The organism is Ruegeria sp. AK11, from assembly GCF_056541095.1.
Map to the genome: position 1 here is coordinate 54,730 of NZ_JBQFXU010000003.1, position 23,117 is coordinate 77,846.

A 23,117-nucleotide genomic window follows, 5' to 3' on the forward strand; every position below is an offset into this window, starting at 1 on the left:
CTCAGATTTCGTCAGCGAAATGTTTCATGACCAGGCGGATCGGATTCGGGGCCGCCTGCCCCAGACCGCAGATCGAGGCATCGCTCATGACCTGGCACAAATCTTCCAACAGATCGGTGTCCCACTTGTCGGCCTGCATCAGCTTGACCGCCTTTTCGCAGCCTGCCCGGCAGGGGGTGCACTGGCCACAGCTTTCATCCTCGAAGAACCGCAGCATGTTAAGCGCGGCATCGCGGGCGGTGTCCTGATCGGACAGAACCACAACGGCGGCAGACCCGATGAAAGTGCCAAGCGGTTGAAGCGTGTCGAAGTCGAGCGGGACGTCGTCAATGCTCGAGGGGAGAAGACCAGACGACGGCCCGCCCGGTTGATACGCCTTGAACACATGGCCATCAGCCATGCCGCCGGCGGCATCAATCACATCAAGAATGGTCGAACCTGCGGGCAGCAGGTAAACGCCCGGCTTCGCCACACGCCCCGAGACTGAATAACTGCGCAGGCCCTTGCGACCGTTCTTTTCAACAGAGTTCAGAACCTGCGGCCCTTCGCGGCAGATTTTTGAGACCCAATACAGCGTCTCGACATTGTGCACCAAGGTCGGACGGTTAAAGACCCCAACCTGCGCCACAAACGGAGGACGGTGGCGCGGCAGGCCCTTCTTGCCCTCGATCGATTCGATCATCGCGGATTCTTCACCGCAGATATAGGCACCGGCCCCCCGGCGCAGGTCGATGTAACCCTTTGCGACGATACCGGCATTTTCCAATGCCGCTATCTCACGGCGCAGAATTTCCAGCACTGCCGGGTATTCGTCGCGCATGTAGATGAAGCAGGTCTCGGCCTCGACTGCCCAAGCGGCGATCAGCATACCTTCGAGGAAGACATGCGGCGTGCGCTCCAGATAATAGCGGTCTTTGAACGTGCCGGGCTCACCCTCGTCGCCGTTTACCGCCAGATAGCGCGGACCTTCGTTCATACGAACAAAGCCCCATTTCTTACCCGACGGGAAGCCAGCGCCGCCCAGACCACGCAGACCCGAGGACAGGACGTCTTCTTGCACCTGTTCCCAATCACCGCCGTCGCGCAGCTCTTTAAGCTTGGCGTAGCCGCCGTTTGCCTCATAGGCCGTGAAGGTCTCATAGTCGGGCAGATGCGCATGGGTGTCCCCTGCTGCAATCGCCGACTGCACCTTTTCGGGGGTCGCATGATCAATGTGATTGTGGCCAATCTCCAATACCGGAGCGGTATCGCAACGCCCCATGCAGGGCGCGCGAACAACGCGAACTTCGGCAGGGTCCAAACCATCTTCCAGCGCCTTCTGCAACTGCTGGGCACCGGCCATTTCGCAAGACAGGGAATCACAAACCCGGATGGTCAACACCGGAGGTGGCGTCTCGCCTTCTTTCACCACATCGAAATGGGCATAGAAAGTCGCGGTTTCGTAGATCTCGGCCTGACCGATCCGCATCTCGACGGCCAATGCCGCGATATGGTCGGCGCTGATATGACCGTGTTCGTCCTGAATCAAATGCAGGAATTCGATCAACAGATCGCGGCGGCGCGGACGATCGCCCAGCAGGCGTGTGATTTCAGCCTGCGCCTCATCCGTGAACTGACGGCCTTTGGGTGTGTGCCGCCCCTTGCCTTTACCTGACTTCCAGACGCCCTTGGGTGTGCCTGATGGCTTGGTATCTAATGGTGCCATGATGCCCTCCGATTGAGGTTCCGTCTCTCATCAGGCAAACATATCGTCAAATCGCTTTTGGCAATCGCACGATAACGACACCTTATCACCGCAAAGAGGTCACCACATCCCGCAAAGCCTTGACCGTCGGCAACTCGGGGTCGCGGCTGAGGGTCGCCAGACAAATCGGTTTGCTGACAACAGGTTCGATCAGCGGCAACACTTTCGTTCCCTTCAAATCGCCCAGCGCACGTACCAGAACCCGAGGAACAACCGTCGCCGCCAGCCCCTCCCGCACCATGACCATCGAAGCCGTGAAACCGCTGGTTTCGGCAACGATATCGGGGTGCAGCCCCTGTTCGGCAAACACCCGGTCCAGAATACGCCGGTTCTGCATCTGCGGCTCCAAAAGGCTGAGCGGAAATTCTGCGACCTGCGCCCACGGAATCGGGCCGCTTTGGTCCGTCAGATTCGTGGGCACCAACAACACATAGGTTTCCTCGTAAAGAGGCTGAACCTGCCGGAAGTCCGTGCCGATGCTGTCACCATAAGTCACCCCGGCATCAAGGCTGCCTTCGTCCAGCCGGTGCTGAATTGCGGTGGCAGACATGGTTTCAATGCGTGTGACGATACGAGGATGCGCGTCACGCAGCCTTTTGACCAACCGTCCCGTGAAGGCGATTGCGGTCGGGATCACGCCGAGGATCAGTGTACCCGTAATCTCTCCCTTTGCAGCAAGCACCTGCTGTTCCAGCGCCTTGGTGTCATCCAGAATACGCCGCGCCCGCTGGACAATCATCTCGCCCTCTTCGGTCAGCCCTTGAAAGCGGTTGGCGCGACGGACGATTGAGACACCCAATCGGTCCTCAAGATTGCGGATGCGCATTGAAAACGCGGGCTGCGAAATCCCGCATTCCTCGGCTGCTTTGGCAAAATGCCGATGCCGCGCCAAGGCGCTGAGCAGTTGCAGGTCGCGGATTTCGATCACTTACAATTGTCTCCGACAGCTGGTTGATCCATACCTTAGCGAGACTTCGATTGGGAAGGAAAGCAGGCGTTACATGGCGCGCGCAATAAGCGAGAAGAGCTTACACTTGTTACTATCCATCGACACCTCTTATTTGAAGTGAAACTGGATATTCAAAACCGTTGTCACACAAAAGATGAAATGTCATTTGCCCTTAAAGATCAAAACGCCAGAAACCGGAGCAGCTGATGAGCAAACCATTTAGAACTTTCCTATTTATTTGCTTTGTCTTCACTGTTTCTATAACCGTCAACTTACGAGCAGCGGCTGCAGATGAGCCCTACAAGAATGCATTTAAGTTCCCTGACGGCTTGACTGTACGCGTGCAGGTTCCCACGCTTTTTCGATCACTCTTTACTGAGTATGAGCGCCGCTTGGTCGTGTGTGACGACACCCCCTTCTCTTGCGCCTACGAATGGCTCGTGGCCGATTTGGGCCGCGAGGTTAATCTATACCTGCACGATGACGGCACTATTATCGTCGTGAACAGTGTATGGATGATGAAGATTTTAGATGGGCCAAGCGTCCGCATCTTCGACCATCAGGAAGAAGTGGACGCACGACTGCGTAATGATGATTGGAGTTGCAGTGAAGTAGGGCCCACCGCTGGTGTCGCCCCACCTGCTTCAATCTTTTTCAAGGATATGAAATACCTTGGTGCCTTCCGGTATCATCCAAATTCAAACGAAACAAAACATAGCATCGGCTACGAAGATTTCCGCTTTTTCCCCTTCAAAAGCTTCGGCGAAACACTCTGTGGGTATCCAGTTAGAGGATGATACCAAATTACTAATGGCAATTGGTGCGACGCCGCAGACGTTACAGCGCCCACCTCAAAACACTTCAAACAACCATCCACAAATAAGACCGTGAATCACGTATTAAACAAAAAGTGCATCACATCGCCGTCCTTGACGATATAGCCCTTACCCTCTGCCCGCATCTTACCCGCCTCTTTCGCGCCCTGCTCACCATTGGCAGCGACATAGTCGTCAAAGGCGATGGTCTCGGCGCGGATAAAACCCTTTTCGAAATCGCCATGGATCACACCTGCTGCTTGCGGTGCAGCGGTGCCGGTGCGGATGGTCCAGGCGCGGGCCTCTTTCGGGCCGACGGTGAAATAGGTTTCCAGCTTCAGCAGATCGTAACCTGCGCGGATCAGACGGTCGAGGCCGGGCTCTTCCAGACCCATCTCCTCAAGGAACATCTGGGCTTCGTCCTCATCCAGCAGGCTGATCTCTTCTTCGATCTTGGCGCTGATGATGACATGGGCATTGCCCTGCGCGGCGGCCATTTCGGCCACGCGGGCAGAGAATTCGTTGCCTTGTGCGGCGTCTTCCTCGGACACGTTGCAGACGTAGAGAACCGGTTTGGTTGTCAGCAGTTGCAACATCTTCCATGCCTTGGCGTCCTCGTCTCTGACTTCGACCAGACGTGCGGGCTTGCCGTTTTCCAGCATGGCCTGCGCCTCGGCCAACAGGCGATCTTGCTGTTGCGCCTCTTTGTCGTTGCCCTTCAGCTTGCGCACCAGATTGGCCCGGCGCTTTTCGATGCTTTCCAAATCGGCCAGCATCAGTTCGGTTTCGATCGTTTCAGCGTCCGCAACCGGATCAACACGCCCGTCGACATGTGTCACGTCACCGTCTTCGAAACAGCGCAGCACATGGGCAATCGCATCCGTTTCGCGAATATTCGCCAGAAACTGGTTGCCCAGCCCTTCGCCCTTTGACGCGCCTTTCACCAGACCCGCGATATCCACAAAAGTCATCCGCGTGGGGATGATCTGTTTTGAGGACGCAATCGCTGCCAGCCTGTCGAGGCGGGCGTCGGGAACCGCAACATCCCCGACATTGGGCTCAATGGTGCAGAACGGGAAGTTCGCGGCCTGCGCAGCAGCGGTTTTGGTCAGCGCATTGAACAGGGTCGACTTGCCGACATTCGGCAGACCCACGATTCCCATTTTAAAGCCCATCACGGCCTCCTGCATAGAATACGATCGCAGCTTCTATGCAGGTCCGCCTGAATGCGCAAGGGATTGCTGGCGGCACCTTTGCCGAGTCCATTTCGCCACATCACAAAATCGTTTGAAAATTGTGTTCTTGCCGAAATTGAAAAACAACTCCTACGATTACCAGTTAATAGCACACGATCACTTTTTGTTGGCGGACACTGATGAAACACCTTTTTCTTGCAACCGTTCTGGCGGCAACGGCCTGCGCGTCAGCCCAGGCCCAAACCGTTGTTTTTGGTGCCGGATACGCGGACTATTCTGAAGACACATCCGAAGATCAGGGTCTGATCTCGATCGAATACCACCACACGCCATTTCATCAGGCGACGCGGTTTCGCGCCGGTTGGGGTGCGGCCCTAACTGTAAATGAAGATGGTGACACGCATATCGGCGCGGGTTTGATCGGGCAGTATGCGCTGAGTGATCGCTGGTTTTTGGAAGGCAGTGTTATGCCCGGCTACTATAATGCCAGCAACGACCTGAATGATCTTGGGGGCGATTTCCAGATTCGCAGCCTTTTGGGACTTGGCTATAACCTGAACAATGGCAACAGCGTGTCTGTCGCGCTAACCCATAAATCCAACGCCAGTACCAATGACGAGAACCCGGGCGTGAATGCCCTGCTGGTACGCTATCATCTGGGCTTCTGATCCATATCATCTGGGCTTCTGATCCATTCCTGTCTGGGCGGGATTGATTTTCGGTCAAAGTTTCTGCACATCAGGTCGAAACCCGAGTGCAAGGACATCCGATGACCCGTATCGACGCCAAGTTCGCCGCCCTGAAAGCCGAAGGAAAAAAAGCCTTTGTCGCCTATGTCATGGCCGGAGATCCCGACTATGACACTTCGCTTGAAGTGGTCAAAGGCCTGCCTGGTGCTGGCGTGGATGTTATCGAGCTGGGCTTGCCCTTTACTGACCCGATGGCCGACGGCCCGACAATTCAGGCCGCGGGCCAACGTGCGCTTGAGCAGGGCATGACCTTGCAACGCACATTGGATCTGGCACGAACCTTTCGGGAAACGGACGATACAACCCCCATTGTCCTGATGGGGTATTACAACCCGATCTACAGCCGGGGTGTCGATGCGTTTCTGGCCGATGCAAAAGCAGCTGGTATTGACGGGTTGATCGTGGTGGACCTTCCCCCCGAGGAGGACGCAGAACTCTGCCTGCCCGCGCAAGCGGCGGGTCTGAATTTTATTCGCCTGGCGACCCCGACCACGGATGACAAACGCCTGCCACGTGTTCTGCAAAACACTTCGGGCTTTGTTTATTATGTCTCGATCACCGGGATCACTGGCGCAGCCGAGGCAGAAGCAACCGATGTTGGCCCCGAGGTTGCCCGCATCAAGGCCGCGACCGATCTGCCGGTAATCGTAGGGTTCGGGATCAACACGCCCGAAAAATCGCGCAATATTGCCTCGGTGTCGGACGGCGCGGTGGTCGGGTCAGCGATCGTCAGCCAGATCGGCGCAGGTAAACCTGTGACCGACGTGCTGACCTTTGTGAAATCTCTTTCGGATGGCGCGCACAGCGCCTGATTTCGCAGCCAACATGCGAGAATTGTGACCCGTCGCGGATACCGCGGCGGGTTTTTCGCGTCCCTTCACTGTGACGTCAAGACATTGCAGCCTTGGGAATGAATTGGTAAAGAAAACTAACCAATGAACGCGGAGCCCTGTTTTCATGCCTGTGATCACCAATATCGAAGACCTCAAACGCATATATGAACGCCGCGTGCCCCGTATGTTCTATGACTACGCCGAAAGCGGCAGCTGGACAGAACAGACTTTTCGCGAAAACACGACCGATTTTGAAAAAATACGCCTTCGCCAAAGGGTTGCGGTCGACCTGTCCGGTCGGTCGACATCTTCGCAAATGATTGGCGAAGACGTTTCAATGCCTGTTGCGCTTGCCCCGGTCGGGTTGACGGGGATGCAACATGCAGACGGAGAGATGAAGGCCGCCAAAGCCGCCGAGGAATTTGGTGTGCCCTTTACGCTGTCCACCATGTCCATCAACTCGATTGAAGATGTGGCCGGATATACCAACAAACCATTCTGGTTCCAGCTTTATACGATGAAGGACACGGACTACATCAACCGCCTGATCCAGCGAGCAAAAGACGCTAAATGTTCCGCACTGGTAATCACGCTCGACCTGCAAATTCTGGGCCAACGGCACAAGGACCTGAAAAACGGTCTGTCGGCCCCGCCCAAACTGACGGCAAAGACCATCGCCAACCTGATGACCAAATGGGCCTGGGGCATTGAAATGCTGCGGGCCCAGCGGCGCGAGTTCGGCAATATCGTGGGGCATGTGCATGGTATTTCGGACACGTCTTCATTGGGGGCCTGGACTGCAGAACAGTTTGACCCCAGCCTCGACTGGTCGAAGGTTGAAAAACTGATGGAGCAATGGGGCGGGAAAGTGATCCTTAAGGGCATCCTTGATGCGGATGACGCAAGGATGGCCGCCAAGCTGGGTGCCGATGCCATTGTCGTGTCAAACCATGGTGGGCGTCAGCTTGACGGCGCGCTAAGCTCAATTCGTGTCCTGCCCGAGATCATGGATGCGGTTGGGGGCGATATCGAGGTGCATTTGGACAGCGGTATCCGATCCGGACAAGACGTGCTCAAAGCCTTAGCGCTTGGGGCCAAAGGGACCTATGTTGGCCGCGCGTTTGTGTATGGTCTGGGTGCCATGGGTCAGAAAGGTGTCACCACGGCGCTTGAGCTGATCCAGAGGGAGCTTGATACGACAATGGCGCTTTGTGGTGAGAAAAATGTGGCTGCGTTGGGGCGTCACAATCTGCTGATACCTGAAAACTTCGGGGGCCGCTGGCAAGCGTAACCGGTCAATCAGGGGGCTCTGCCCCCGACGCCCGTTCCGGGCGCCTCCCCCGGGATATTTTTGGCCAGATGAAGCTGGGGATCCTTCAATCGTCCACCCGATAAATACTCCAGGACAGGCGATAGAACCCATCCGAACGGCATGGCAAGAAATACCTCTTTCCAAATCGGGTGAATCAAGCTAAGGACGCGGCTTCACGCGGGTATACAGCCTTGGAGGATGCCCGCCCTAACATTGGAGAATATATCATGGCTGGTGAGATTCCTGATCTCGTAGCTCTGGAACGGACGGGGACAGGCAAGGGCGCCGCTCGTCAAGCACGCCGCGACGGCATGGTTCCGGGCATCGTATTTGGTGGCGACAAAGAACCGTTGCCAATCCAGATCCCGTTCAACGTCTTGTTCAAGCGCCTGAAAGCGGGCCGGTTCAAGTCGACCTTGTGGAACCTGAAAGTTGAAGGCCACGATGACGTCCGCGTCATCTGCCGCGACGTTCAGCGTGATGTCGTCAAAGACCTGCCGACCCATCTGGACCTGATGCGCCTGCGCCGGACCACCAAGATCGCGTTGTTCATCCCCGTTGAGTTCATCAATGAAGCTGCGGCCCCTGGCATCAAAAAGGGTGGCGTTCTGACCGTTGTCCGCCCGGAAGTCGAACTGATGTGCACCGCCGGTGACATTCCTGAAAAGATCACCGTTGATCTGACCGGTCTGAACATCAATGACGTTGTGACCATTTCGTCGGTTGAACTGCCTGAGGGCACCAAACCAACCATCGACCGTGACTTTGTGATTGCCAACATCTCGGCGCCGACTGGTCTGTCCACCAGCGACGACGATGAAGATGGTGAAGTTGCAGCCGATGAAGTCGAAGTTGTCGGAAAAGAAGAAGAATAAGTCTGGAACAATGTTTCCGACTTTGAAGCGGGGCTCGGGTGAGCCCCGTTTTTTTTGCGGGTCCAATAATCAGGCCTGACTGGATTTCCTGACGATTTCCGGGCATGAAATGGTTTTGGAGCTACAGAGGCAAAACGGAAACATGAAGCTGTTTGTTGGATTGGGAAACCCGGGTCAGAAATATGCCCGGAACCGGCACAATATCGGGTTCATGGCCCTGGACCGTATCGCAGAAGATCACGGTTTTGGTCCCTGGAAATCGAAGTTTCAGGCCGAGATTTCGGAAGGTCGGCTTGGCACCGAGAAAGTCCTGCTGATGAAACCGCAAACCTACATGAACCGATCGGGTCAATCCGTCGGCGAGGCGATGCGGTTTTACAAGCTGGAATCCACTGACGTTGTTGTATTTCATGACGAATTGGACCTTGCCCCGGGCAAATTGCGCGTCAAGGCAGGGGGCGGGCACGCCGGGCATAACGGTCTGCGCTCGATCCATGAGCATATCGGGGCGGCCTATGACCGTGTACGCCTTGGGATCGGGCATCCGGGCCGCAAGGAAATGGTTTCGGGGTACGTGCTCAGTGATTTTGCGAAATCCGAAACCAGCTGGCTGGACGACGTTCTTCGGGGTGTTTCGGACGGGGCTGCTTATCTGGCTCAGGACGAGGGCGGCAAGTTCATGAATGCAGTTGCATTGCGCACTGCCCCGTCGCGATCATCAAAGACCGACGCACCAAAAGCCGACACACCTTCAACGCCCGCACCCGACACCGAGGATGACGACCGATCTGCCATGCAGAAGCTTTTGGACAAATTCAGGTAGCACCCCGGCCTCTTTCCGTTACGTAGAGGTTGCAGAATGCAACCTCCCGCGTTCCAATACCGGCCAACTAGGGAGGCAATGCGATGAAATCCATATTGAAGTGGGTGCTGCGCATCGTACTGGCGCTGGTTCTGGCCGCCACTGCCGTCGGGCTGTGGAAGCGCGAAGAGTTGCAGCGCCTATTGGCCGTAAACTCGTTATTTTCGGAAGAGAAGATCGTTCACAATTTCTCGCATATGGATGAGGCTTTTCTGACCGTAAACCTGCCGCGCGGAGACGCGCCAACCTGGGACCTGCCTTATGGCGAAGGATTCGACTTGCCGGAAGGAACCGACAGCTGGATCGATGAACGATCGGTCACGTCGTTGCTGGTCATGCAGAACAGCAAGATCAGATTCGAGGAATATTATCTTGGCACCGGGCCGGATGACCGGAGGATTTCCTGGTCGGTCGCCAAAAGCTATCTTTCGGCGCTCTTCGGTGTCCTGCTGCAAGAGGGCGCAATCGGGTCGTTGGATGACCCGGTCGTCAAATATGCGCCCAAACTGAAAGGCAGCGCGTATGAAACCGCGTCGATCCGCAACGTGCTGAACATGGCAAGCGGCGTGACGTTTGATGAAGATTATCTCGACCCAAATTCCGACATCAACCGGATGGGGCGTGTGGTTGCCCTGGGTGGTGAGCTGGACGATTTTGCAGCCTCGCTGCAAGACAGCTTTGCGACGCCGGGTGAAACCTGGCAATACGTGTCGATCGACACCCATGTTCTGGGCATGGTGATACGCGGTGCGACCGGGCGGAATGTGGCAGACCTTCTGACGGAAAAGATCCTTCAACCGTTGGGGCTGGAGCGGGACGGATACTACATCACGGATGGTGCAGGGGTCGCTTTTGTTTTGGGGGGCCTCAACTTTACCACGCGTGATTTCGCCCGGTTCGGACAAATGATCCTGCAGGACGGCATCGCGAATGGAAAACAACTGGTTCCTGCCGAATGGATTTTCGAAGCCACCCAACCCAGCGCACCGACCGCACAAGGAGAGATCGGGTACGGGTATCAATGGTGGATTCCCCGCGGCGCGCATGAAGGAGAGTTTCTGGCCCGTGGCGTCTATGGGCAATACATCTATTTCAACCAACCCAGGGGCGTTCTGATTGTGTCCACTGGTGCAGACAGGCTGTTCCGTGAACCCGGCGTGAATGATCTTAACATCGAAATGTTCCGCAAGATTGCGGAAAGTCTGTAAGATGCCATTATGCAGAAACAAGACAGTATCAATGTACTGGGTGGCGTTCTGGCCCCGTGCTCTCGCGACCCTTTGACGGGGTTTTTCCGGGATGGCGCCTGCAATACCTGCCTCGAGGATCAGGGCAGTCATACCGTCTGCGCCGTGATGACGGCCGAGTTTCTGGCATTCTCAAAATATGTCGGCAATGATCTGAGCACGGCACGACCCGAATTCGACTTTCCCGGCCTTCGCCCCGGCGACAGCTGGTGTTTATGCGCCAGCCGGTTTTTGCAAGCTCATGACGAAGGATGCGCGCCACAGGTTCATCTGGAGGCGACACATCAACGCGCGCTGGAGATCGTACCGCTCGACATTTTGCTTCAAAATAAGGCAAAGACCTGAAGGACCCATAAGGGGCGCATGGCTGATTCAGAATGCCATTTGCCAGATCAGGCTGACACTGTAGTTTTCAAAACCGCTTTCGCCGATACCGTCATAGAACAGGTTTGCAGCCAGAAGGCTGTCGTTTTCCAGCCGATAGTCAAAACCCAGATCAGCGCGGGCGCGGGCGGTATCCCCTATCGGTGTCACGCCAGGAACAGTGCCTGAGCCGGATGTTGTGCTCCAGATACCAGACAAACCACCGGTCAGCATCATCTGACCATGCGACACCTGGATTGGGTGACTGAAATCCATACCCAGCCGTGCAGTGGTCAGGCTGAAATCCTGCTGTGGGATCAGGTTGCCCAGACTATCGGTATAAGCCTCCTGATCGTCGCTGGCATAGCTAACATCCAGCAGCGGCATAAGCGTCAGGTCACCGCGCTTGAACTCTCCGGTTACGCGCGACTGGATCAGCCAGCGTTCACTATCGAAACTGTCGGTATAGGTGCCCAGTGGAGAAATGTCGTTATCAGCCTGACCGTACAGAACGCGCCCTTCGAAAAACACCGGCTGGCTGGGCAGTTTGGCGACGACATAAGGTCCGACCAGCCACCCTGTGCCATCCACGCTGGCCGGGCCGTTTTCGGTTTCGGCATAGTCGATCTGCAACATGGCGCCGATCAGAAGGTTCGAGTTCACCCAGCCATGCGCCCCCACCACGGCCAAGGCATAAGAACTGTCGTAATCGTTTTGAGAGCTCCAGTTCCCGGACAGATTGAACCAGACCGGGTGGGTTGGGTCACTTGCAAATTTCAGATACCCCGATCCTTGCGTTACCGACGAGTCCAGCGCACCTGATCCTGATTGCTGAAGAAACTGCGTCAGCTCTGGCTGATTGGTCACGAGGCTGTTGGCCCGGGCGTTCTGAAAGGCCTGCACCAGTCGCTGTGTGTCCGTTACACCCTGTTGTGTGCTGACCCTGTTGGACGCAAGGTTCAGGTTCCCGGCGGCATCCGAAAAAACGCCTGCGGGAATAAACAGCTCAATTGTACCGTTATTTTGCGCAGTTAACGTCGCAACATAATTGGTTCCCGATCCTGTCAGGCTTGCGGAGGCATTGGTAACCGACAAGTCGCCCACCGTGAAATCTGTGCTGGGTTCACTCAGTGTGATCACCGCTTGGAACGTACCGTTCCCGATTGTTGTCAGCGCACCAATTGAGGCCGTCGGCTGCGTCGTGTCTGCCAAAGTCCGAGTGTTGATAATCTGGGTATTCGTGACACCCGACAGCGCGATTTCATAAAGGTATAGTGGCCCTCCGACGGTTTCGCGCGCGGTGAACATGACCCCAAGATAGCCATCAGCGGCGTAAGTGGAATCGGCTCCATTCTGGCTGAGTATCGTCGCGCCAATATATCCCAGATTGGCCAATCCTGCTGGCGTAATAGCAGGTTGAGTCAAAACACCATTGTTGAAATAGAACGATCCTCCCGGGCCTTCACCCGAGCCGCCCAACGACATGAACGCTGTCGCAGTACTTTGGAGATTGGAAAAGAAAATCTGCCCGCCGTTAGGTGTTGCGACTGTCTGGGACGGAAACGAAGGGTTGCCAAACGCCAGACCCTGTTTGACGCTTCCCATCAAAAGCGCGGAAACCAAAAGACCCAGGCACGACAGCCTCGTAATTGCGGACCAAACCATATTACCTCCTACAGCACCGCGTGGGTGCCAAACACCAGAGTGCCCGGGGTTAAAATCGCATCCCAAGCAGCGTCATCCTTGCCCCATCTTCGCAGAGACATCCCCAGAACCGACCGCAAATCGCCGGTTAATGAGAAGTTAATTCAATTGGAAGACGCTGTATAGAACGCGACAGGAATCAACTGGGGCGTGCGGGACACGTCGTGTTGTTGGAACAAGCGGGTTTTGACCTGGACCAAATCTCAAACGGCTTGAAACACCCAATTTTTGCTGTGTTGTCGAGTGGAGATAGAAACGTGAGACAGGCTGCGCTGGAAAATCACATGCAAAGACAGAAAGGACATAGTCACTGACAGTCCAGCAATTTTGCAACAGTACGGCACCGCTTGCTGCACTGATCTCCAATTGGAAACCTTCGGGCGCAGGTTGAACGGGGTAATATCGCTTGTGGACGATTCTTTGACCGGGCTCCGTCGGGTTCAAAAAGATCGCCTGCGAGGGCCAACATACGGTGACCAAACCGGATGCCACACCAGGGCAGGAACAACAATCCGTCTGCGCCCGTTAAAACACCAATTAGATCCGAAGGCCATTTCGGAGCAGCATTACAATCAAGGGTGGACCGAAGGGTGTTCCGACAGCTTGCTTGATCAAGACTGTAAACCGGGGCATGTGGCCCCGGTTCGAAATCAACCGGCCGTGCGGCCCTCGGTGTCAGACATGTCAAAGTTCAGGTATTTTGCGACGGTCTGAACATCCTTGTCACCGCGTCCACACATGTTCATGCAGATCAGGTGGTCCTTGGGCAACTCGGGCGCGATCTTCATGACATGCGCCAGAGCGTGGCTGGGTTCCAGCGCCGGAATGATACCCTCAGTGGCACAGCAGAGCTGGAATGCCTCAAGCGCTTCCTTGTCGGTAATCGAGACGTAAGTCGCGCGACCAACCTCATGCAACCAGGAATGTTCGGGCCCGATACCCGGATAGTCCAGACCGGCCGAAATCGAATAGCCTTCCAGAATCTGCCCGTCATCATCCTGCAGCAGATAGGTGCGGTTGCCATGCAGAACGCCCGGACGACCGCCTGTCAGCGAGGCGCAATGCTCCATCTTTTCATTTACACCTTTACCGCCGGCCTCGACACCGATGATATTGACGTCCTTGTCATCAAGGAAAGGATAGAACAGACCCATCGCGTTCGAGCCGCCGCCGATTGCCGCAATGATCGTGTCGGGCAGACGGCCTTCGGCCTTCATCATCTGCTCTTTCGCTTCCTTGCCAATGATCGACTGGAAATCACGCACCATCGCCGGGTATGGGTGCGGACCGGCCACTGTGCCGATGCAGTAGAACGTATCGCGCACATTGGTCACCCAGTCACGCAGCGCGTCATTCATCGCGTCCTTCAGCGTACCGCGACCCGAGGTCACAGGGATCACCTCGGCCCCCAGCAGGCGCATACGAAACACGTTCGGGGCCTGACGTTGCACGTCATGGGCACCCATATAGACGATGCATTTCAAACCAAATTTCGCGCAGACCGTGGCTGTGGCCACACCGTGCTGCCCTGCCCCGGTCTCGGCAATGATCCGGGTCTTGCCCATGCGTCGCGCCAGAATGATCTGGCCCAGCACGTTGTTGATCTTGTGTGCGCCGGTGTGGTTCAGCTCATCACGTTTCAGATAGATCTTCGCCCCGCCCAGATGCTCGGTCAGGCGTTCCGCGAAATACAGAGGTGAGGGGCGGCCCACATAGTTGGCCCACAGATCATCCATCTCGGCCCAGAAGGTCGGATCATCCTTGGCTTTGTTGTATTCCTCTTCCAGTGACAGGATCAGCGGCATCAGCGTTTCGCTGACAAAACGCCCGCCGAATATGCCAAAGCGCCCTTGCTCGTCAGGGCCGGACATGAAGGAATTGAAAAGATCGTTGGCCATGGGTGTCTCCCTCGTCGTACCTGACTTTCATAGGTGGTCGTCGCGGGATTTGCCATGGCAAAACGCACCATGTCGCCCCCTGGCAGCGGCAAACAAAATCAGCGTGTCGCGTCGATAAATGCCTGTATCAGTCCAGCGTCCTTTACGCCCGGCGCGCTTTCAACACCCGACGCCACATCGACTTGCCGCGCACCCGTCATGCGGATCGCCTCAGCGACATTGTCTGGGTTCAGACCACCGGACAACATCCACGGCCTGCGCCAATATTTTCGACCTGCCAGCAGCCGCCAGTCAAAAGGAAGACCGTTGCCGCCGGGAAGTTCCGAATTCTTCGGCGGCTTTGCATCGATCAGAAGCTGGTCTGCAACTTCGGAATACAGATCAATCGCAGCCAAATCCTCGGCCTCGGCAACACCGATCGCCTTGATGACGGGCAGGCCATAGCGCTGCTTGATCTCTGCCACACGCTCGGGGCTCTCTCCGCCGTGAAGCTGCAACATATCCAGCGGAACCCCCGCGACAATCTCATCAAGCTGCGCGTCCGAGAAATTCACGGCCAGAGCGACCTTGGCGACGCCGACTGGTACTTCGGCGGCCAACGCCGCGGCTTGCGGTATCGGTGCGTAACGGGGCGATTTGGGAAAAAAGTTGAACCCGACATAGCGCGCACCGGCTGCAACGGCTGCGCGCACATGTTCTGAGGCGGTCAAACCGCAGATTTTAACGGACACATCGGTAGACATAAGCCTCAGCTGGCCTCGTCAAGCAGGGCCAGAACATCATCCTTACCCTCGTTCTGCTTTTTCTTGAGCTTCTTGACCTCGCGTTCAAGCTTGCGGACCTCGCCCTTTTTCACGGTCGCATCGCGGCGGTGTTTGTGTTCCCGCAGCCATTCCCACATGAAACCGATGATCAAACCGGCGACAACACCGCCCAGAACGACCAGAAAAAGTGGTAAAGAGGTACTGACGTTAAAGCCCAGAAGCTCGGCCAGAGCATCGGGCATCAGTTTCAGTTCTACAGACTGAACATTTGCCAAGGAAACGGAAATCAGAACGATCCCGAGAGTCCCAAGAAAAGCATATCGAAGGTAACGCATCATGAGGTCAGGCTTTACCGTTCAAACGATCCCTGAGCAACTTACCAGTTTTGAAAAATGGTACACATTTTTCTTCGACCTGAACGGTTTCACCGGTACGGGGGTTGCGCCCAACGCGGGCATCCCGCTTTTTCACCGAAAAGGCACCAAAGCCACGCAGTTCGACCCGGTCGCCGCGCGCCATGGCATCGGTGACTTCTTCGAACACGGTGTTCACAATCCGCTCGACATCACGCTGATAGAGATGCGGGTTTTCGTCAGCGATTTTCTGAATCAGTTCTGAACGGATCATTCGTGATACCCTCCCAGGCAGCCGGTGTGACAGGTCTACTGTTTTGACAGTATAGGAAAAAACCCAGAACGGGGGAACGGATACTCTGCGTGTTGAGGCTTTATTTTGCCATATTCTCACACGAAATTTTGCCCGACAGGGCGATTTACACACTTCAAGCGCGAACATTATCGAGTTTGAGCAGCGTGTTTGGAACATGTTGATTCGCAACAAAAACGGCCCCGCACTTCCATGCGAGGCCGTAAATCATACTTGGGATGCGCCCCGGGCTTAGTCGCCCGACTTCAGCGCTGCGCCCAGAATGTCGCCCAGCGACGCGCCCGAGTCGGAAGAACCGTACTGTTCCACGGCTTCTTTCTCTTCTGCGATCTCGCGTGCCTTGATCGACAGACCCAGACGACGGGTCTTGCTGTCGACGTTGGTTACGCGGACATCAACCTTGTCACCGACCGAGAAACGCTCGGGGCGCTGTTCGGAACGGTCACGCGACAGATCGGAACGACGGATGAACGACTTCATGCCTTCGTACTCAACCTCGATGCCGCCATCTTCGATTGCAGTCACTTCGACAGTGATGACCGAGCCACGCTTCACGCCGCCAACGGCTTCTGCGAACTTGTCACCGCCCAGAGCTTTGATCGACAGCGAGATACGCTCTTTCTCGACATCCACTTCCGAGACAACGGCCGAAACCATGTCGCCTTTGCGGTAGTTCTGGATCGCATCCTCGCCACGCTCGTCCCAGGACAGGTCCGACAGGTGAACCATGCCGTCGATGTCTCCTTCGAGGCCAATGAACAGACCAAATTCGGTGATGTTCTTGACTTCGCCTTCGACTTCGGTGCCCTCGGGGTGGGTTTCTGCAAACACTTCCCATGGGTTGCGCTGAGTCTGCTTCAGGCCCAGAGACACGCGGCGCTTGGCACCGTCGATTTCCAGAACCATGACGTCGACTTCCTGGCTGGTCGAGACGATCTTGCCGGGGTGGACGTTTTTCTTGGTCCAGGACATCTCGGACACGTGCACCAGACCTTCGACACCGGCTTCCAGTTCGACGAATGCGCCGTAGTCGGTGATGTTGGTGACGCGACCCTGATGAACCGAGCCCAGAGGGTACTTGGCAGCAACCAGATCCCACGGATCTTCCTGAAGCTGCTTCATGCCCAGGCTGATGCGGTGGGTGTCTTTGTTGATCTTGATGACCTGAACCTTGATGGTTTCACCGATCGTCAGGATCTCGGACGGGTGGTTCACACGACGCCATGCCATGTCAGTGACGTGCAGCAGGCCATCTACGCCGCCCAGGTCAACGAATGCGCCGTATTCGGTGATGTTCTTGACCACGCCCTCGACGTTCTGACCTTCGGTCAGGTTGCCGATGACTTCGGCGCGCTGTTCGGCACGCGATTCTTCCAGGATTGCGCGGCGCGACACAACGATGTTGCCACGGCGGCGGTCCATTTTCAGAATCTGGAACGGCTGCTTCAGACCCATCAGCGGGCCTGCGTCGCGTACGGGGCGTACGTCAACCTGCGAACCGGGCAGGAATGCAACTGCGCCACCCAGATCGACGGTGAAGCCACCTTTGACGCGGCCAAAGATCGCACCATCGACACGCTGGTCGTCGGCATATGCTTTTTCCAGGCGGTCCCATGCCTCTTCGCGGCGGGCCATCTCGCGCGAGATGACGGCTTCGCCACGGGCGTTTTCTGCGGCACGCAGGTAAACTTCGACCTCGTCGCCGACAGCGATTTCAGGTGCTTCGCCGGGATTTGCAAATTCTTTCAGATCAACGCGGCCTTCCATTTTATAGCCGACGTCGATGATGGCTTGACCGGCTTCAATCGCCAGAATCTTGCCTTTGACAACAGAACCCTCTTCGGGCGTGTCCATTTCGAAGCTTTCATTCAGGAGGGCTTCGAATTCCTCCATGGATGCGTTAGCCATGTGGCGTTCATTTCCTTTACAGTACGTTTTTGCTGGCCGAGCGGTTGTCTCCGCCGGTCTTGTTTCATGACGTCTTCAGGCGTGATCCGGTGCGCCCCGAGCAAACAAACACAAAGGGCCGAGGTAACCCGGCCCTGCTCAGAAACGTCATCCGGACGTTGACCGCCCTTGTATCGACAGCGCGCGTATAGGCTGAATCTTGAACCGGTGCAAGTGCAAAGCCTATGGTGCGCGGCAGCGCGCGCAGGAACTCCTGCCTAGCGCTGATCCCCAATGCAAGATGGCAACCTGAATGATAGCAGGTTCTGACTGAAAAAGTCTGCATGGTCCGCGGCAGGTTCTTGCCCGAAGGAATCCTGGTACCGGGAACCGAACCACGCGGCTAAGCCTCAGCATGCAACGCAAAGGTGATATGTCTCAACTTTTCGCGCGTCACGCGGCGCCCGGCTTCCTGCGTCACAGGATGGATGGTGGAGAATTGGAGAGTGAACGCCAACCATTCGACTGTTTGTACGATCTGCAAGATTTGGTGACGTATCTGAGATTAAACGTTCCGTATCCTTTCCCTAATTTAGCTTTATCGGTCGACAAAGAGGTCGACCAGAAACCAGAACCAAAAGGAAAATATTATGAAATCTCTCATCTTTGCCGCCATGGCGACTGCAATTGCCCTGTCCACCCCGGCCTTTGCCGCTGACGAAATCAACGTGTCCAACGGCATTTCAGCCGCTGGTGCGCCACTGGCCGCACATGGCGTTGATCTGGTTGCATTGGTCAATGATGGCAACCCGGTCGAAGGCTTCGCCACTCATTCGTCAACTTATGACGGAGCCTCCTATTATTTCACGTCCGCCGCGAACCGTGAAGCGTTCGAGGCAAACCCTGCTGCATACCTGCCGCAGCATGGTGGCTTCTGTTCATTCGGCGTATCGGTCGGCAAGAAGTTTGACGGTGACCCGGATCAATACCTTGTCGCAGACGGAAAACTGTTTCTGTTCCTGAACGCGGAAACCCGGGCAGCCTTTTTGAAGGACGTTGTCGCCACCGCAAAGACGGCGGATGACCAATGGGCGAATATCAAAACCGTCGCCGTGGGCGAGCTGTAAGACCTGCCCCGTTTGCCTGCGGCGTTAACGCGTCGCGGGCAGTTTTGCGTTGATCACCTCAAGGGCTTTGGCCAACGCCGCCTCGATACTCAAATCGGTGGTGTCCAACCGCACGGCATCCTCAGCGGGTTTCATCGGAGCGGTGCTGCGCTCAGCATCTCGCGCATCCCGTTCTCTGACATCTGCCAGAACCTGTTCACGGGTTACGTCAGCGCCTTTTGCACTTAGCTCCAGGAAGCGTCGCTCGGCGCGCACTTCAGCACTGGCTGTTACAAACAGCTTCACTTCGGCATTCGGACAAATCACCGTGCCGATATCACGACCGTCCAGAACGGCCCCACCTGCCCTGCGGGAAAAAGCGCGCTGAAAATTGACCAAGGCCGCACGAACTTCCGGAAGAACCGCCACTTTGGAAGCTGCCTGCGCAATCTCGGCGGTGCGCAGGTCGCCTTGTTCAAGTTCTTCCGCTGTCAGGGCCTGTGCGGCCTCAAGCGCGTCAACCCCTTCCAGGGTCCGCCTTCCGACAGCGCGATACAGCAAGCCCGTGTCCAGATGGGCAAAGCCGAAATGCGCCGCCACAGCCTTGGATATCGTGCCCTTGCCCGCAGCCGCTGGTCCGTCAATGGCAACAGTGAAACTCACGTGCGCTCTACCTTTGCACCCAGCGACTCCATCAGTGGTTCAAAGATCGGGAACGACGTCGCGATCGGGCCGCCGTCATCCACACTCACGGGGCTCTGTGCACCCATACCCATCACCATGAACGACATGGCGATGCGGTGATCCAGAAAGCTTTCGCAGGTGCCTCCACCCGGAACGTTGCCGATGCCCAGCCCTTCAACCGACCACCAATCGTCACCTTCGGCAACAGTCACCCCGTTGGCGCGCAGGCCACGGGCCATGGCGTCAATCCGGTCGCTTTCCTTCACGCGCAGCTCTTTCACGCCACCCATCATCGTTGTGCCTGTGGCATTTGCAGCCACTACCGACAGAACCGGGTATTCATCGATCATTGAGGCGGCACGCTCGGAAGGAACGTCGATGCCTTTCATGTTGGGCGAGTATTTGGCGCGCAAATCGGCGACTGGTTCGCCTCCCTCTTCGCGTTCGTTTTCATAGGTCAGATCAGCGCCCATCTCGCGCAAGGTCGTAAAGAGGCCCGCGCGTGTGGGGTTCAAACCGATCCCAGGCACCAAAACATCGGATCCAGGTGTGATCAACGCCGCGCAAACCGGAAAAGCCGCACTGGACGGATCGCGCGGTACAGCGATGACCTGCGGCTTCAGTTCCGGGCGACCGGTCAAAGTGATAACTCGGCCCTCGTCGGTATCCTCGACGGTGATCTCGGCACCAAATCCAGCCAGCATCCGTTCGGAATGGTCACGCGTGGCCTCTTTCTCGATCACAACGGTCTTTCCGGGAGCATTCAGACCCGCCAGCAGAACGGCAGATTTCACCTGCGCCGACGGCACAGGAACTTCGTATCGCACAGGGGTCGGGTCCGCCGCGCCAACGATGGTCATCGGCAAGCGCCCGCCGGACCGCCCAACCGATTCTGCCCCAAACAGGGCCAGAGGGTCTGTAACACGCGCCATGGGGCGTTTGTTCAGGCTGGCATCACCAGTAAATGTCGCAGTGATCGGAGAGGTCGCCATCGCCCCCATGATCAGCCGCACACCGGTTCCCGAGTTGCCACAGTCGATCACCTGACCCGGTTCGGCGAAGCCACCGACACCCACGCCGTGCACTGTCCATTCCCCGTTTCCGTGATCTGTGACCTCGGCACCGAAGGCACGCATCGCCTTGGCGGTATCCAGAACGTCTTCGCCCTCCAGCAAGCCCGAAATCCGGGTTTCACCCACGGCCATTGCGCCAAGGATCAGCGACCGGTGCGAAATCGACTTATCGCCGGGCACCTCTGCCATGCCGGTCAGCGGGCCGCAGGGATGCGAGGTCATCGGGATGGGCGTGCCGTGTCCGGACATGAGGGCTCCTTTTGCGCTATCAGTGCTCAAGCCGATTAGCGAATTGACGCCCGTTGGTCCAGCGGCAATCAGCCTTTGCGTCGGAAGGTCAGGTAGTGAGGTGTCCGACCCTCGCGTAGCGCCTTCTGCTCGTATCGCGTAGAGATCCAGTCGTTCCACGGTTCGCGCCAGTCCGAAGGGCGTTCGGCCAGCCATTCAAACCCGGCGCGCGGAACCTCTTCCAATGTCTGACGCACGTAATCGGGAATGTCAGTAGCAACCCGGAAGATCGCCCCGGGTTTCAGCACCTTTGCGAATGGCTCAAGATGTTCCTGGGTTACAAACCGACGGCGATGATGCCGCGTTTTGGGCCATGGATCGGGATAGAGAAGGAACGCGCGCGAAATGCTGACCTCTGGCAGCACGTCGAACAGATCACGCGCATCTCCGGGGTGCACGGCGAGGTTTTCAACACCTGCCTGACGGATTTTGCCCAGCAGCATGGCAACACCGTTGATGTAAGGCTCGGCCCCGATGATGCCAATGTCAGGATTGTTTTGCGCCTGGTGCACCAGATGCTCACCACCGCCAAAGCCGACTTCCAACCAGACCGGCTTACCGCCGAACAGGCCATCCAGGTCCAGCGGCTTGCGTTCAGGGTTAATGTCCCAGTCCACAGCGCCGGGTGACAATTCAGCCAGATCTTCGTTCAGATAGGTCTTTTGACTGGGCTTTAGGGTCTTGCCCTTGAAACGGCCATAAAAGTTTCTGCGCGGGCGTTGTGGGGTCTCGGTGCTCATGGCGGTGGCCATACTGCGCAGCGGAGTACGTTGCAAGAGCGTGCACCGCCCCAAAGAAAAAGCGCGCCCCTGAAGGCGCGCTTTGGATTTTTCAGATCAAACTGCTGATTTCAGTGCGTCGACCAGATCAGTGCGTTCCCAGCTAAAACCGCCATCCGCATCCGGTTCGCGACCAAAGTGCCCGTAAGCCGCTGTACGCTGGTAGATCGGCTTGTTCAGCTGAAGGTGCTGACGAATACCGCGGGGTGTCAGATCCATGATCTGGCCAACTGCTTTTTCGATCGCCGCATCTGCAACCTGACCCGTGCCATGCGTGTCTGCATAGATCGACAGCGGCTTCGATACGCCAATGGCATAGCTCAACTGAATGGTGCAGCGCTCGGCCATACCGGCGGCTACGACGTTTTTCGCCAGGTAGCGCGCGGCATAGGCCGCCGAACGGTCAACCTTGGTCGGATCTTTGCCCGAGAAAGCACCGCCACCATGCGGGGCCGCGCCACCATAGGTATCCACGATGATCTTACGACCGGTCAGACCCGCGTCGCCATCCGGTCCGCCAATAACGAATTTGCCGGTCGGGTTGACGTGCCATTCGGTATCAGCCGACAGCCAGCCTTCGGGCAGAGTTTCACGGATATAGGGTTCAACGATGGCGCGGATGTCATCCGACGTCAGCGCCTCATCCAGATGCTGCGTCGACAGAACGATCGAGCTGACGCCGACTGGTTTGCCGTCTTGATAAACGACGGACAACTGAGATTTCGCATCCGGCCCCAGTGCAGGCTCGGTGCCGTTCTTGCGCACTTCGGCCAGACGCCGCAGGATTGCGTGCGAATACTGGATCGGCGCAGGCATAAGCGCAGGCGTTTCTGTTGTGGCAAAGCCAAACATGATGCCCTGGTCGCCAGCGCCTTCGTCCTTGTTGTCCGCGGCATCCACGCCCTGCGCGATATGGGCGGATTGTTCGTGCAGAAGGTTCGTCACCTCGACTGTTTCGTGGTGGAACTTGTCCTGCTCATATCCGATGTCTTTCACGCACTCGCGCGCAATTTCGTCGATGCGGCTCATGTAGTCATGCAGTTTGTCCTTGTCCGACAGACCAACTTCGCCACCGATAACGATGCGGTTGGTCGTGGCAAAGGTTTCGCAGGCCACGCGCGCCTCAGGCTCTTCGTTTAGAAATGCATCAAGGACAGCATCCGAGATACGGTCACAGACCTTATCCGGGTGCCCTTCAGAAACGGATTCCGAAGTAAAAGTATAGTTCTGTCGGGACATAAATGTGCTCCATTAAGGTTTCTCCGCCACGCCAGGAAGCCGTTGTGGCAGACCACAGACGCATACGCTTGCCCAAAGTTGGGG

Annotated in this window: 22 protein-coding genes and 1 riboswitch; of the genes, 9 read left to right on the forward strand and 13 right to left on the reverse strand. The window is 56.7% G+C overall.

Features of this window, described 5'->3' with window-relative positions:
- Position 1: 1 nt before the first annotated feature.
- Positions 2-1,705: an NAD(P)H-dependent oxidoreductase subunit E gene (locus tag ACR0D9_RS09775; protein ID WP_480538604.1), complete on the reverse strand. Its 1,704-nt coding sequence runs from the start codon at positions 1,703-1,705 to the stop codon at positions 2-4.
- Between the two features lie 85 nt (positions 1,706-1,790).
- A complete protein-coding gene (locus ACR0D9_RS09780) occupies positions 1,791-2,672 on the reverse strand; it encodes a LysR family transcriptional regulator (RefSeq protein ID WP_480538605.1) in 882 nt (293 codons plus the stop codon).
- 227 nt (positions 2,673-2,899) lie between these two features.
- Here ACR0D9_RS09780 and ACR0D9_RS09785 point away from each other — a divergent pair, with 227 nt between their 5' ends.
- A complete protein-coding gene (locus tag ACR0D9_RS09785; protein WP_480484004.1) occupies positions 2,900-3,490 on the forward strand; it encodes a hypothetical protein in 591 nt (196 codons plus the stop codon).
- Positions 3,491-3,585: 95 nt separating this feature from the next.
- On the opposite strand, the gene ychF is transcribed toward ACR0D9_RS09785, so the two are convergent.
- Complete coding sequence (gene ychF, locus ACR0D9_RS09790) at positions 3,586-4,683, reverse strand: redox-regulated ATPase YchF (protein WP_480484005.1); 1,098 nt, start codon at positions 4,681-4,683, stop codon at positions 3,586-3,588.
- A 200-nt stretch (positions 4,684-4,883) separates the two neighbouring features.
- On the opposite strand from ychF, the gene ACR0D9_RS09795 reads away from it, so the two are divergent.
- The 7 genes from ACR0D9_RS09795 to ACR0D9_RS09825 all read left to right on the forward strand — a co-directional run bounded on the left by ACR0D9_RS09795 (position 4,884) and on the right by ACR0D9_RS09825 (position 10,927).
- The gene (locus ACR0D9_RS09795; protein ID WP_480484006.1) at positions 4,884-5,372 is read left to right on the forward strand and encodes an acyloxyacyl hydrolase; all 489 of its coding nucleotides are present in this window, start codon (positions 4,884-4,886) and stop codon (positions 5,370-5,372) included.
- Between the two features lie 101 nt (positions 5,373-5,473).
- The gene (gene trpA, locus ACR0D9_RS09800) at positions 5,474-6,265 is read left to right on the forward strand and encodes a tryptophan synthase subunit alpha (protein WP_480538607.1); all 792 of its coding nucleotides are present in this window, start codon (positions 5,474-5,476) and stop codon (positions 6,263-6,265) included.
- A gap of 145 nt (positions 6,266-6,410) precedes the next feature.
- A complete protein-coding gene (locus ACR0D9_RS09805; protein ID WP_480538609.1) occupies positions 6,411-7,577 on the forward strand; it encodes an alpha-hydroxy acid oxidase in 1,167 nt (388 codons plus the stop codon).
- Between the two features lie 248 nt (positions 7,578-7,825).
- Positions 7,826-8,473 (forward strand): 50S ribosomal protein L25/general stress protein Ctc, encoded by a 648-nt coding sequence (locus ACR0D9_RS09810; RefSeq protein WP_480484009.1) that lies wholly within the window; start codon positions 7,826-7,828, stop codon positions 8,471-8,473.
- A gap of 142 nt (positions 8,474-8,615) precedes the next feature.
- Positions 8,616-9,296, forward strand: coding sequence for an aminoacyl-tRNA hydrolase (gene pth / locus ACR0D9_RS09815; RefSeq protein ID WP_480538611.1), 681 nt, complete (start codon positions 8,616-8,618; stop codon positions 9,294-9,296).
- A gap of 83 nt (positions 9,297-9,379) precedes the next feature.
- The gene (locus ACR0D9_RS09820; protein WP_480538613.1) at positions 9,380-10,543 is read left to right on the forward strand and encodes a serine hydrolase domain-containing protein; all 1,164 of its coding nucleotides are present in this window, start codon (positions 9,380-9,382) and stop codon (positions 10,541-10,543) included.
- Between the two features lie 9 nt (positions 10,544-10,552).
- Positions 10,553-10,927 (forward strand): DUF2237 family protein, encoded by a 375-nt coding sequence (locus tag ACR0D9_RS09825; protein WP_480538614.1) that lies wholly within the window; start codon positions 10,553-10,555, stop codon positions 10,925-10,927.
- Positions 10,928-10,954: 27 nt separating this feature from the next.
- Here the strand turns inward: ACR0D9_RS09825 and ACR0D9_RS09830 are convergent, their stop codons facing one another.
- The 6 genes from ACR0D9_RS09830 to rpsA form a co-directional block, all read right to left on the reverse strand.
- A complete protein-coding gene (locus ACR0D9_RS09830; RefSeq protein WP_480538616.1) occupies positions 10,955-12,610 on the reverse strand; it encodes an Ig-like domain-containing protein in 1,656 nt (551 codons plus the stop codon).
- Positions 12,611-13,299: 689 nt separating this feature from the next.
- Positions 13,300-14,547, reverse strand: a complete 1,248-nt coding sequence (gene trpB, locus ACR0D9_RS09835) for a tryptophan synthase subunit beta (protein WP_267365446.1) — start codon at positions 14,545-14,547, stop codon at positions 13,300-13,302.
- Positions 14,548-14,645: 98 nt separating this feature from the next.
- Positions 14,646-15,290, reverse strand: a complete 645-nt coding sequence (locus ACR0D9_RS09840; RefSeq protein WP_480484014.1) for a phosphoribosylanthranilate isomerase — start codon at positions 15,288-15,290, stop codon at positions 14,646-14,648.
- Positions 15,291-15,295: 5 nt separating this feature from the next.
- On the reverse strand, positions 15,296-15,646 hold the full coding sequence (locus ACR0D9_RS09845; RefSeq protein WP_267365457.1) for a LapA family protein: 351 nt from the start codon (positions 15,644-15,646) through the stop codon (positions 15,296-15,298).
- A gap of 7 nt (positions 15,647-15,653) precedes the next feature.
- Complete coding sequence (gene ihfB / locus ACR0D9_RS09850) at positions 15,654-15,938, reverse strand: integration host factor subunit beta (protein ID WP_050603110.1); 285 nt, start codon at positions 15,936-15,938, stop codon at positions 15,654-15,656.
- Positions 15,939-16,208: 270 nt separating this feature from the next.
- The gene (rpsA, locus tag ACR0D9_RS09855) at positions 16,209-17,885 is read right to left on the reverse strand and encodes a 30S ribosomal protein S1 (protein WP_480484015.1); all 1,677 of its coding nucleotides are present in this window, start codon (positions 17,883-17,885) and stop codon (positions 16,209-16,211) included.
- 629 nt (positions 17,886-18,514) lie between these two features.
- Between rpsA and ACR0D9_RS09860 the strand changes: the two genes are divergently transcribed.
- Complete coding sequence (locus tag ACR0D9_RS09860; RefSeq protein WP_480473785.1) at positions 18,515-18,991, forward strand: YHS domain-containing (seleno)protein; 477 nt, start codon at positions 18,515-18,517, stop codon at positions 18,989-18,991.
- Between the two features lie 24 nt (positions 18,992-19,015).
- Here the strand turns inward: ACR0D9_RS09860 and cmk are convergent, their stop codons facing one another.
- The 4 genes from cmk to metK form a co-directional block, all read right to left on the reverse strand.
- Entirely contained in the window at positions 19,016-19,633 is a 618-nt protein-coding gene (gene cmk, locus ACR0D9_RS09865; RefSeq protein WP_480488256.1) for a (d)CMP kinase, read from the reverse strand.
- The gene (aroA, locus tag ACR0D9_RS09870) at positions 19,630-20,976 is read right to left on the reverse strand and encodes a 3-phosphoshikimate 1-carboxyvinyltransferase (RefSeq protein ID WP_267365452.1); all 1,347 of its coding nucleotides are present in this window, start codon (positions 20,974-20,976) and stop codon (positions 19,630-19,632) included. The genes cmk and aroA overlap by 4 nt, the downstream gene beginning before the upstream one ends.
- A 68-nt stretch (positions 20,977-21,044) precedes the next feature.
- Positions 21,045-21,755: a tRNA (guanosine(46)-N7)-methyltransferase TrmB gene (trmB, locus tag ACR0D9_RS09875; RefSeq protein WP_480484019.1), complete on the reverse strand. Its 711-nt coding sequence runs from the start codon at positions 21,753-21,755 to the stop codon at positions 21,045-21,047.
- A 96-nt stretch (positions 21,756-21,851) separates the two neighbouring features.
- Entirely contained in the window at positions 21,852-23,033 is a 1,182-nt protein-coding gene (gene metK, locus ACR0D9_RS09880) for a methionine adenosyltransferase (RefSeq protein ID WP_480484020.1), read from the reverse strand.
- A gap of 5 nt (positions 23,034-23,038) precedes the next feature.
- Positions 23,039-23,087, reverse strand: a riboswitch (SAM-SAH riboswitch).
- Between the last annotated feature and the right edge of the window lie 30 nt (positions 23,088-23,117).

Coding starts and splice junctions, on each gene's coding strand:
- ACR0D9_RS09775 (WP_480538604.1), bottom strand. CDS start 1,705: ATGGCACCATTAGATACCAAGCCATCAGGCACACCCAAGGGCGTCTGG.
- ACR0D9_RS09785 (WP_480484004.1), top strand. CDS start 2,900: ATGAGCAAACCATTTAGAACTTTCCTATTTATTTGCTTTGTCTTCACT.
- ychF (WP_480484005.1), bottom strand. CDS start 4,683: ATGGGCTTTAAAATGGGAATCGTGGGTCTGCCGAATGTCGGCAAGTCG.
- ACR0D9_RS09795 (WP_480484006.1), top strand. CDS start 4,884: ATGAAACACCTTTTTCTTGCAACCGTTCTGGCGGCAACGGCCTGCGCG.
- trpA (WP_480538607.1), top strand. CDS start 5,474: ATGACCCGTATCGACGCCAAGTTCGCCGCCCTGAAAGCCGAAGGAAAA.
- ACR0D9_RS09805 (WP_480538609.1), top strand. CDS start 6,411: ATGCCTGTGATCACCAATATCGAAGACCTCAAACGCATATATGAACGC.
- ACR0D9_RS09810 (WP_480484009.1), top strand. CDS start 7,826: ATGGCTGGTGAGATTCCTGATCTCGTAGCTCTGGAACGGACGGGGACA.
- pth (WP_480538611.1), top strand. CDS start 8,616: ATGAAGCTGTTTGTTGGATTGGGAAACCCGGGTCAGAAATATGCCCGG.
- ACR0D9_RS09820 (WP_480538613.1), top strand. CDS start 9,380: ATGAAATCCATATTGAAGTGGGTGCTGCGCATCGTACTGGCGCTGGTT.
- ACR0D9_RS09825 (WP_480538614.1), top strand. CDS start 10,553: ATGCAGAAACAAGACAGTATCAATGTACTGGGTGGCGTTCTGGCCCCG.
- ACR0D9_RS09830 (WP_480538616.1), bottom strand. CDS start 12,610: ATGGTTTGGTCCGCAATTACGAGGCTGTCGTGCCTGGGTCTTTTGGTT.
- trpB (WP_267365446.1), bottom strand. CDS start 14,547: ATGGCCAACGATCTTTTCAATTCCTTCATGTCCGGCCCTGACGAGCAA.
- ACR0D9_RS09840 (WP_480484014.1), bottom strand. CDS start 15,290: ATGTCTACCGATGTGTCCGTTAAAATCTGCGGTTTGACCGCCTCAGAA.
- ACR0D9_RS09845 (WP_267365457.1), bottom strand. CDS start 15,646: ATGCGTTACCTTCGATATGCTTTTCTTGGGACTCTCGGGATCGTTCTG.
- ihfB (WP_050603110.1), bottom strand. CDS start 15,938: ATGATCCGTTCAGAACTGATTCAGAAAATCGCTGACGAAAACCCGCAT.
- rpsA (WP_480484015.1), bottom strand. CDS start 17,885: ATGGCTAACGCATCCATGGAGGAATTCGAAGCCCTCCTGAATGAAAGC.
- ACR0D9_RS09860 (WP_480473785.1), top strand. CDS start 18,515: ATGAAATCTCTCATCTTTGCCGCCATGGCGACTGCAATTGCCCTGTCC.
- aroA (WP_267365452.1), bottom strand. CDS start 20,976: ATGTCCGGACACGGCACGCCCATCCCGATGACCTCGCATCCCTGCGGC.
- trmB (WP_480484019.1), bottom strand. CDS start 21,755: ATGAGCACCGAGACCCCACAACGCCCGCGCAGAAACTTTTATGGCCGT.
- metK (WP_480484020.1), bottom strand. CDS start 23,033: ATGTCCCGACAGAACTATACTTTTACTTCGGAATCCGTTTCTGAAGGG.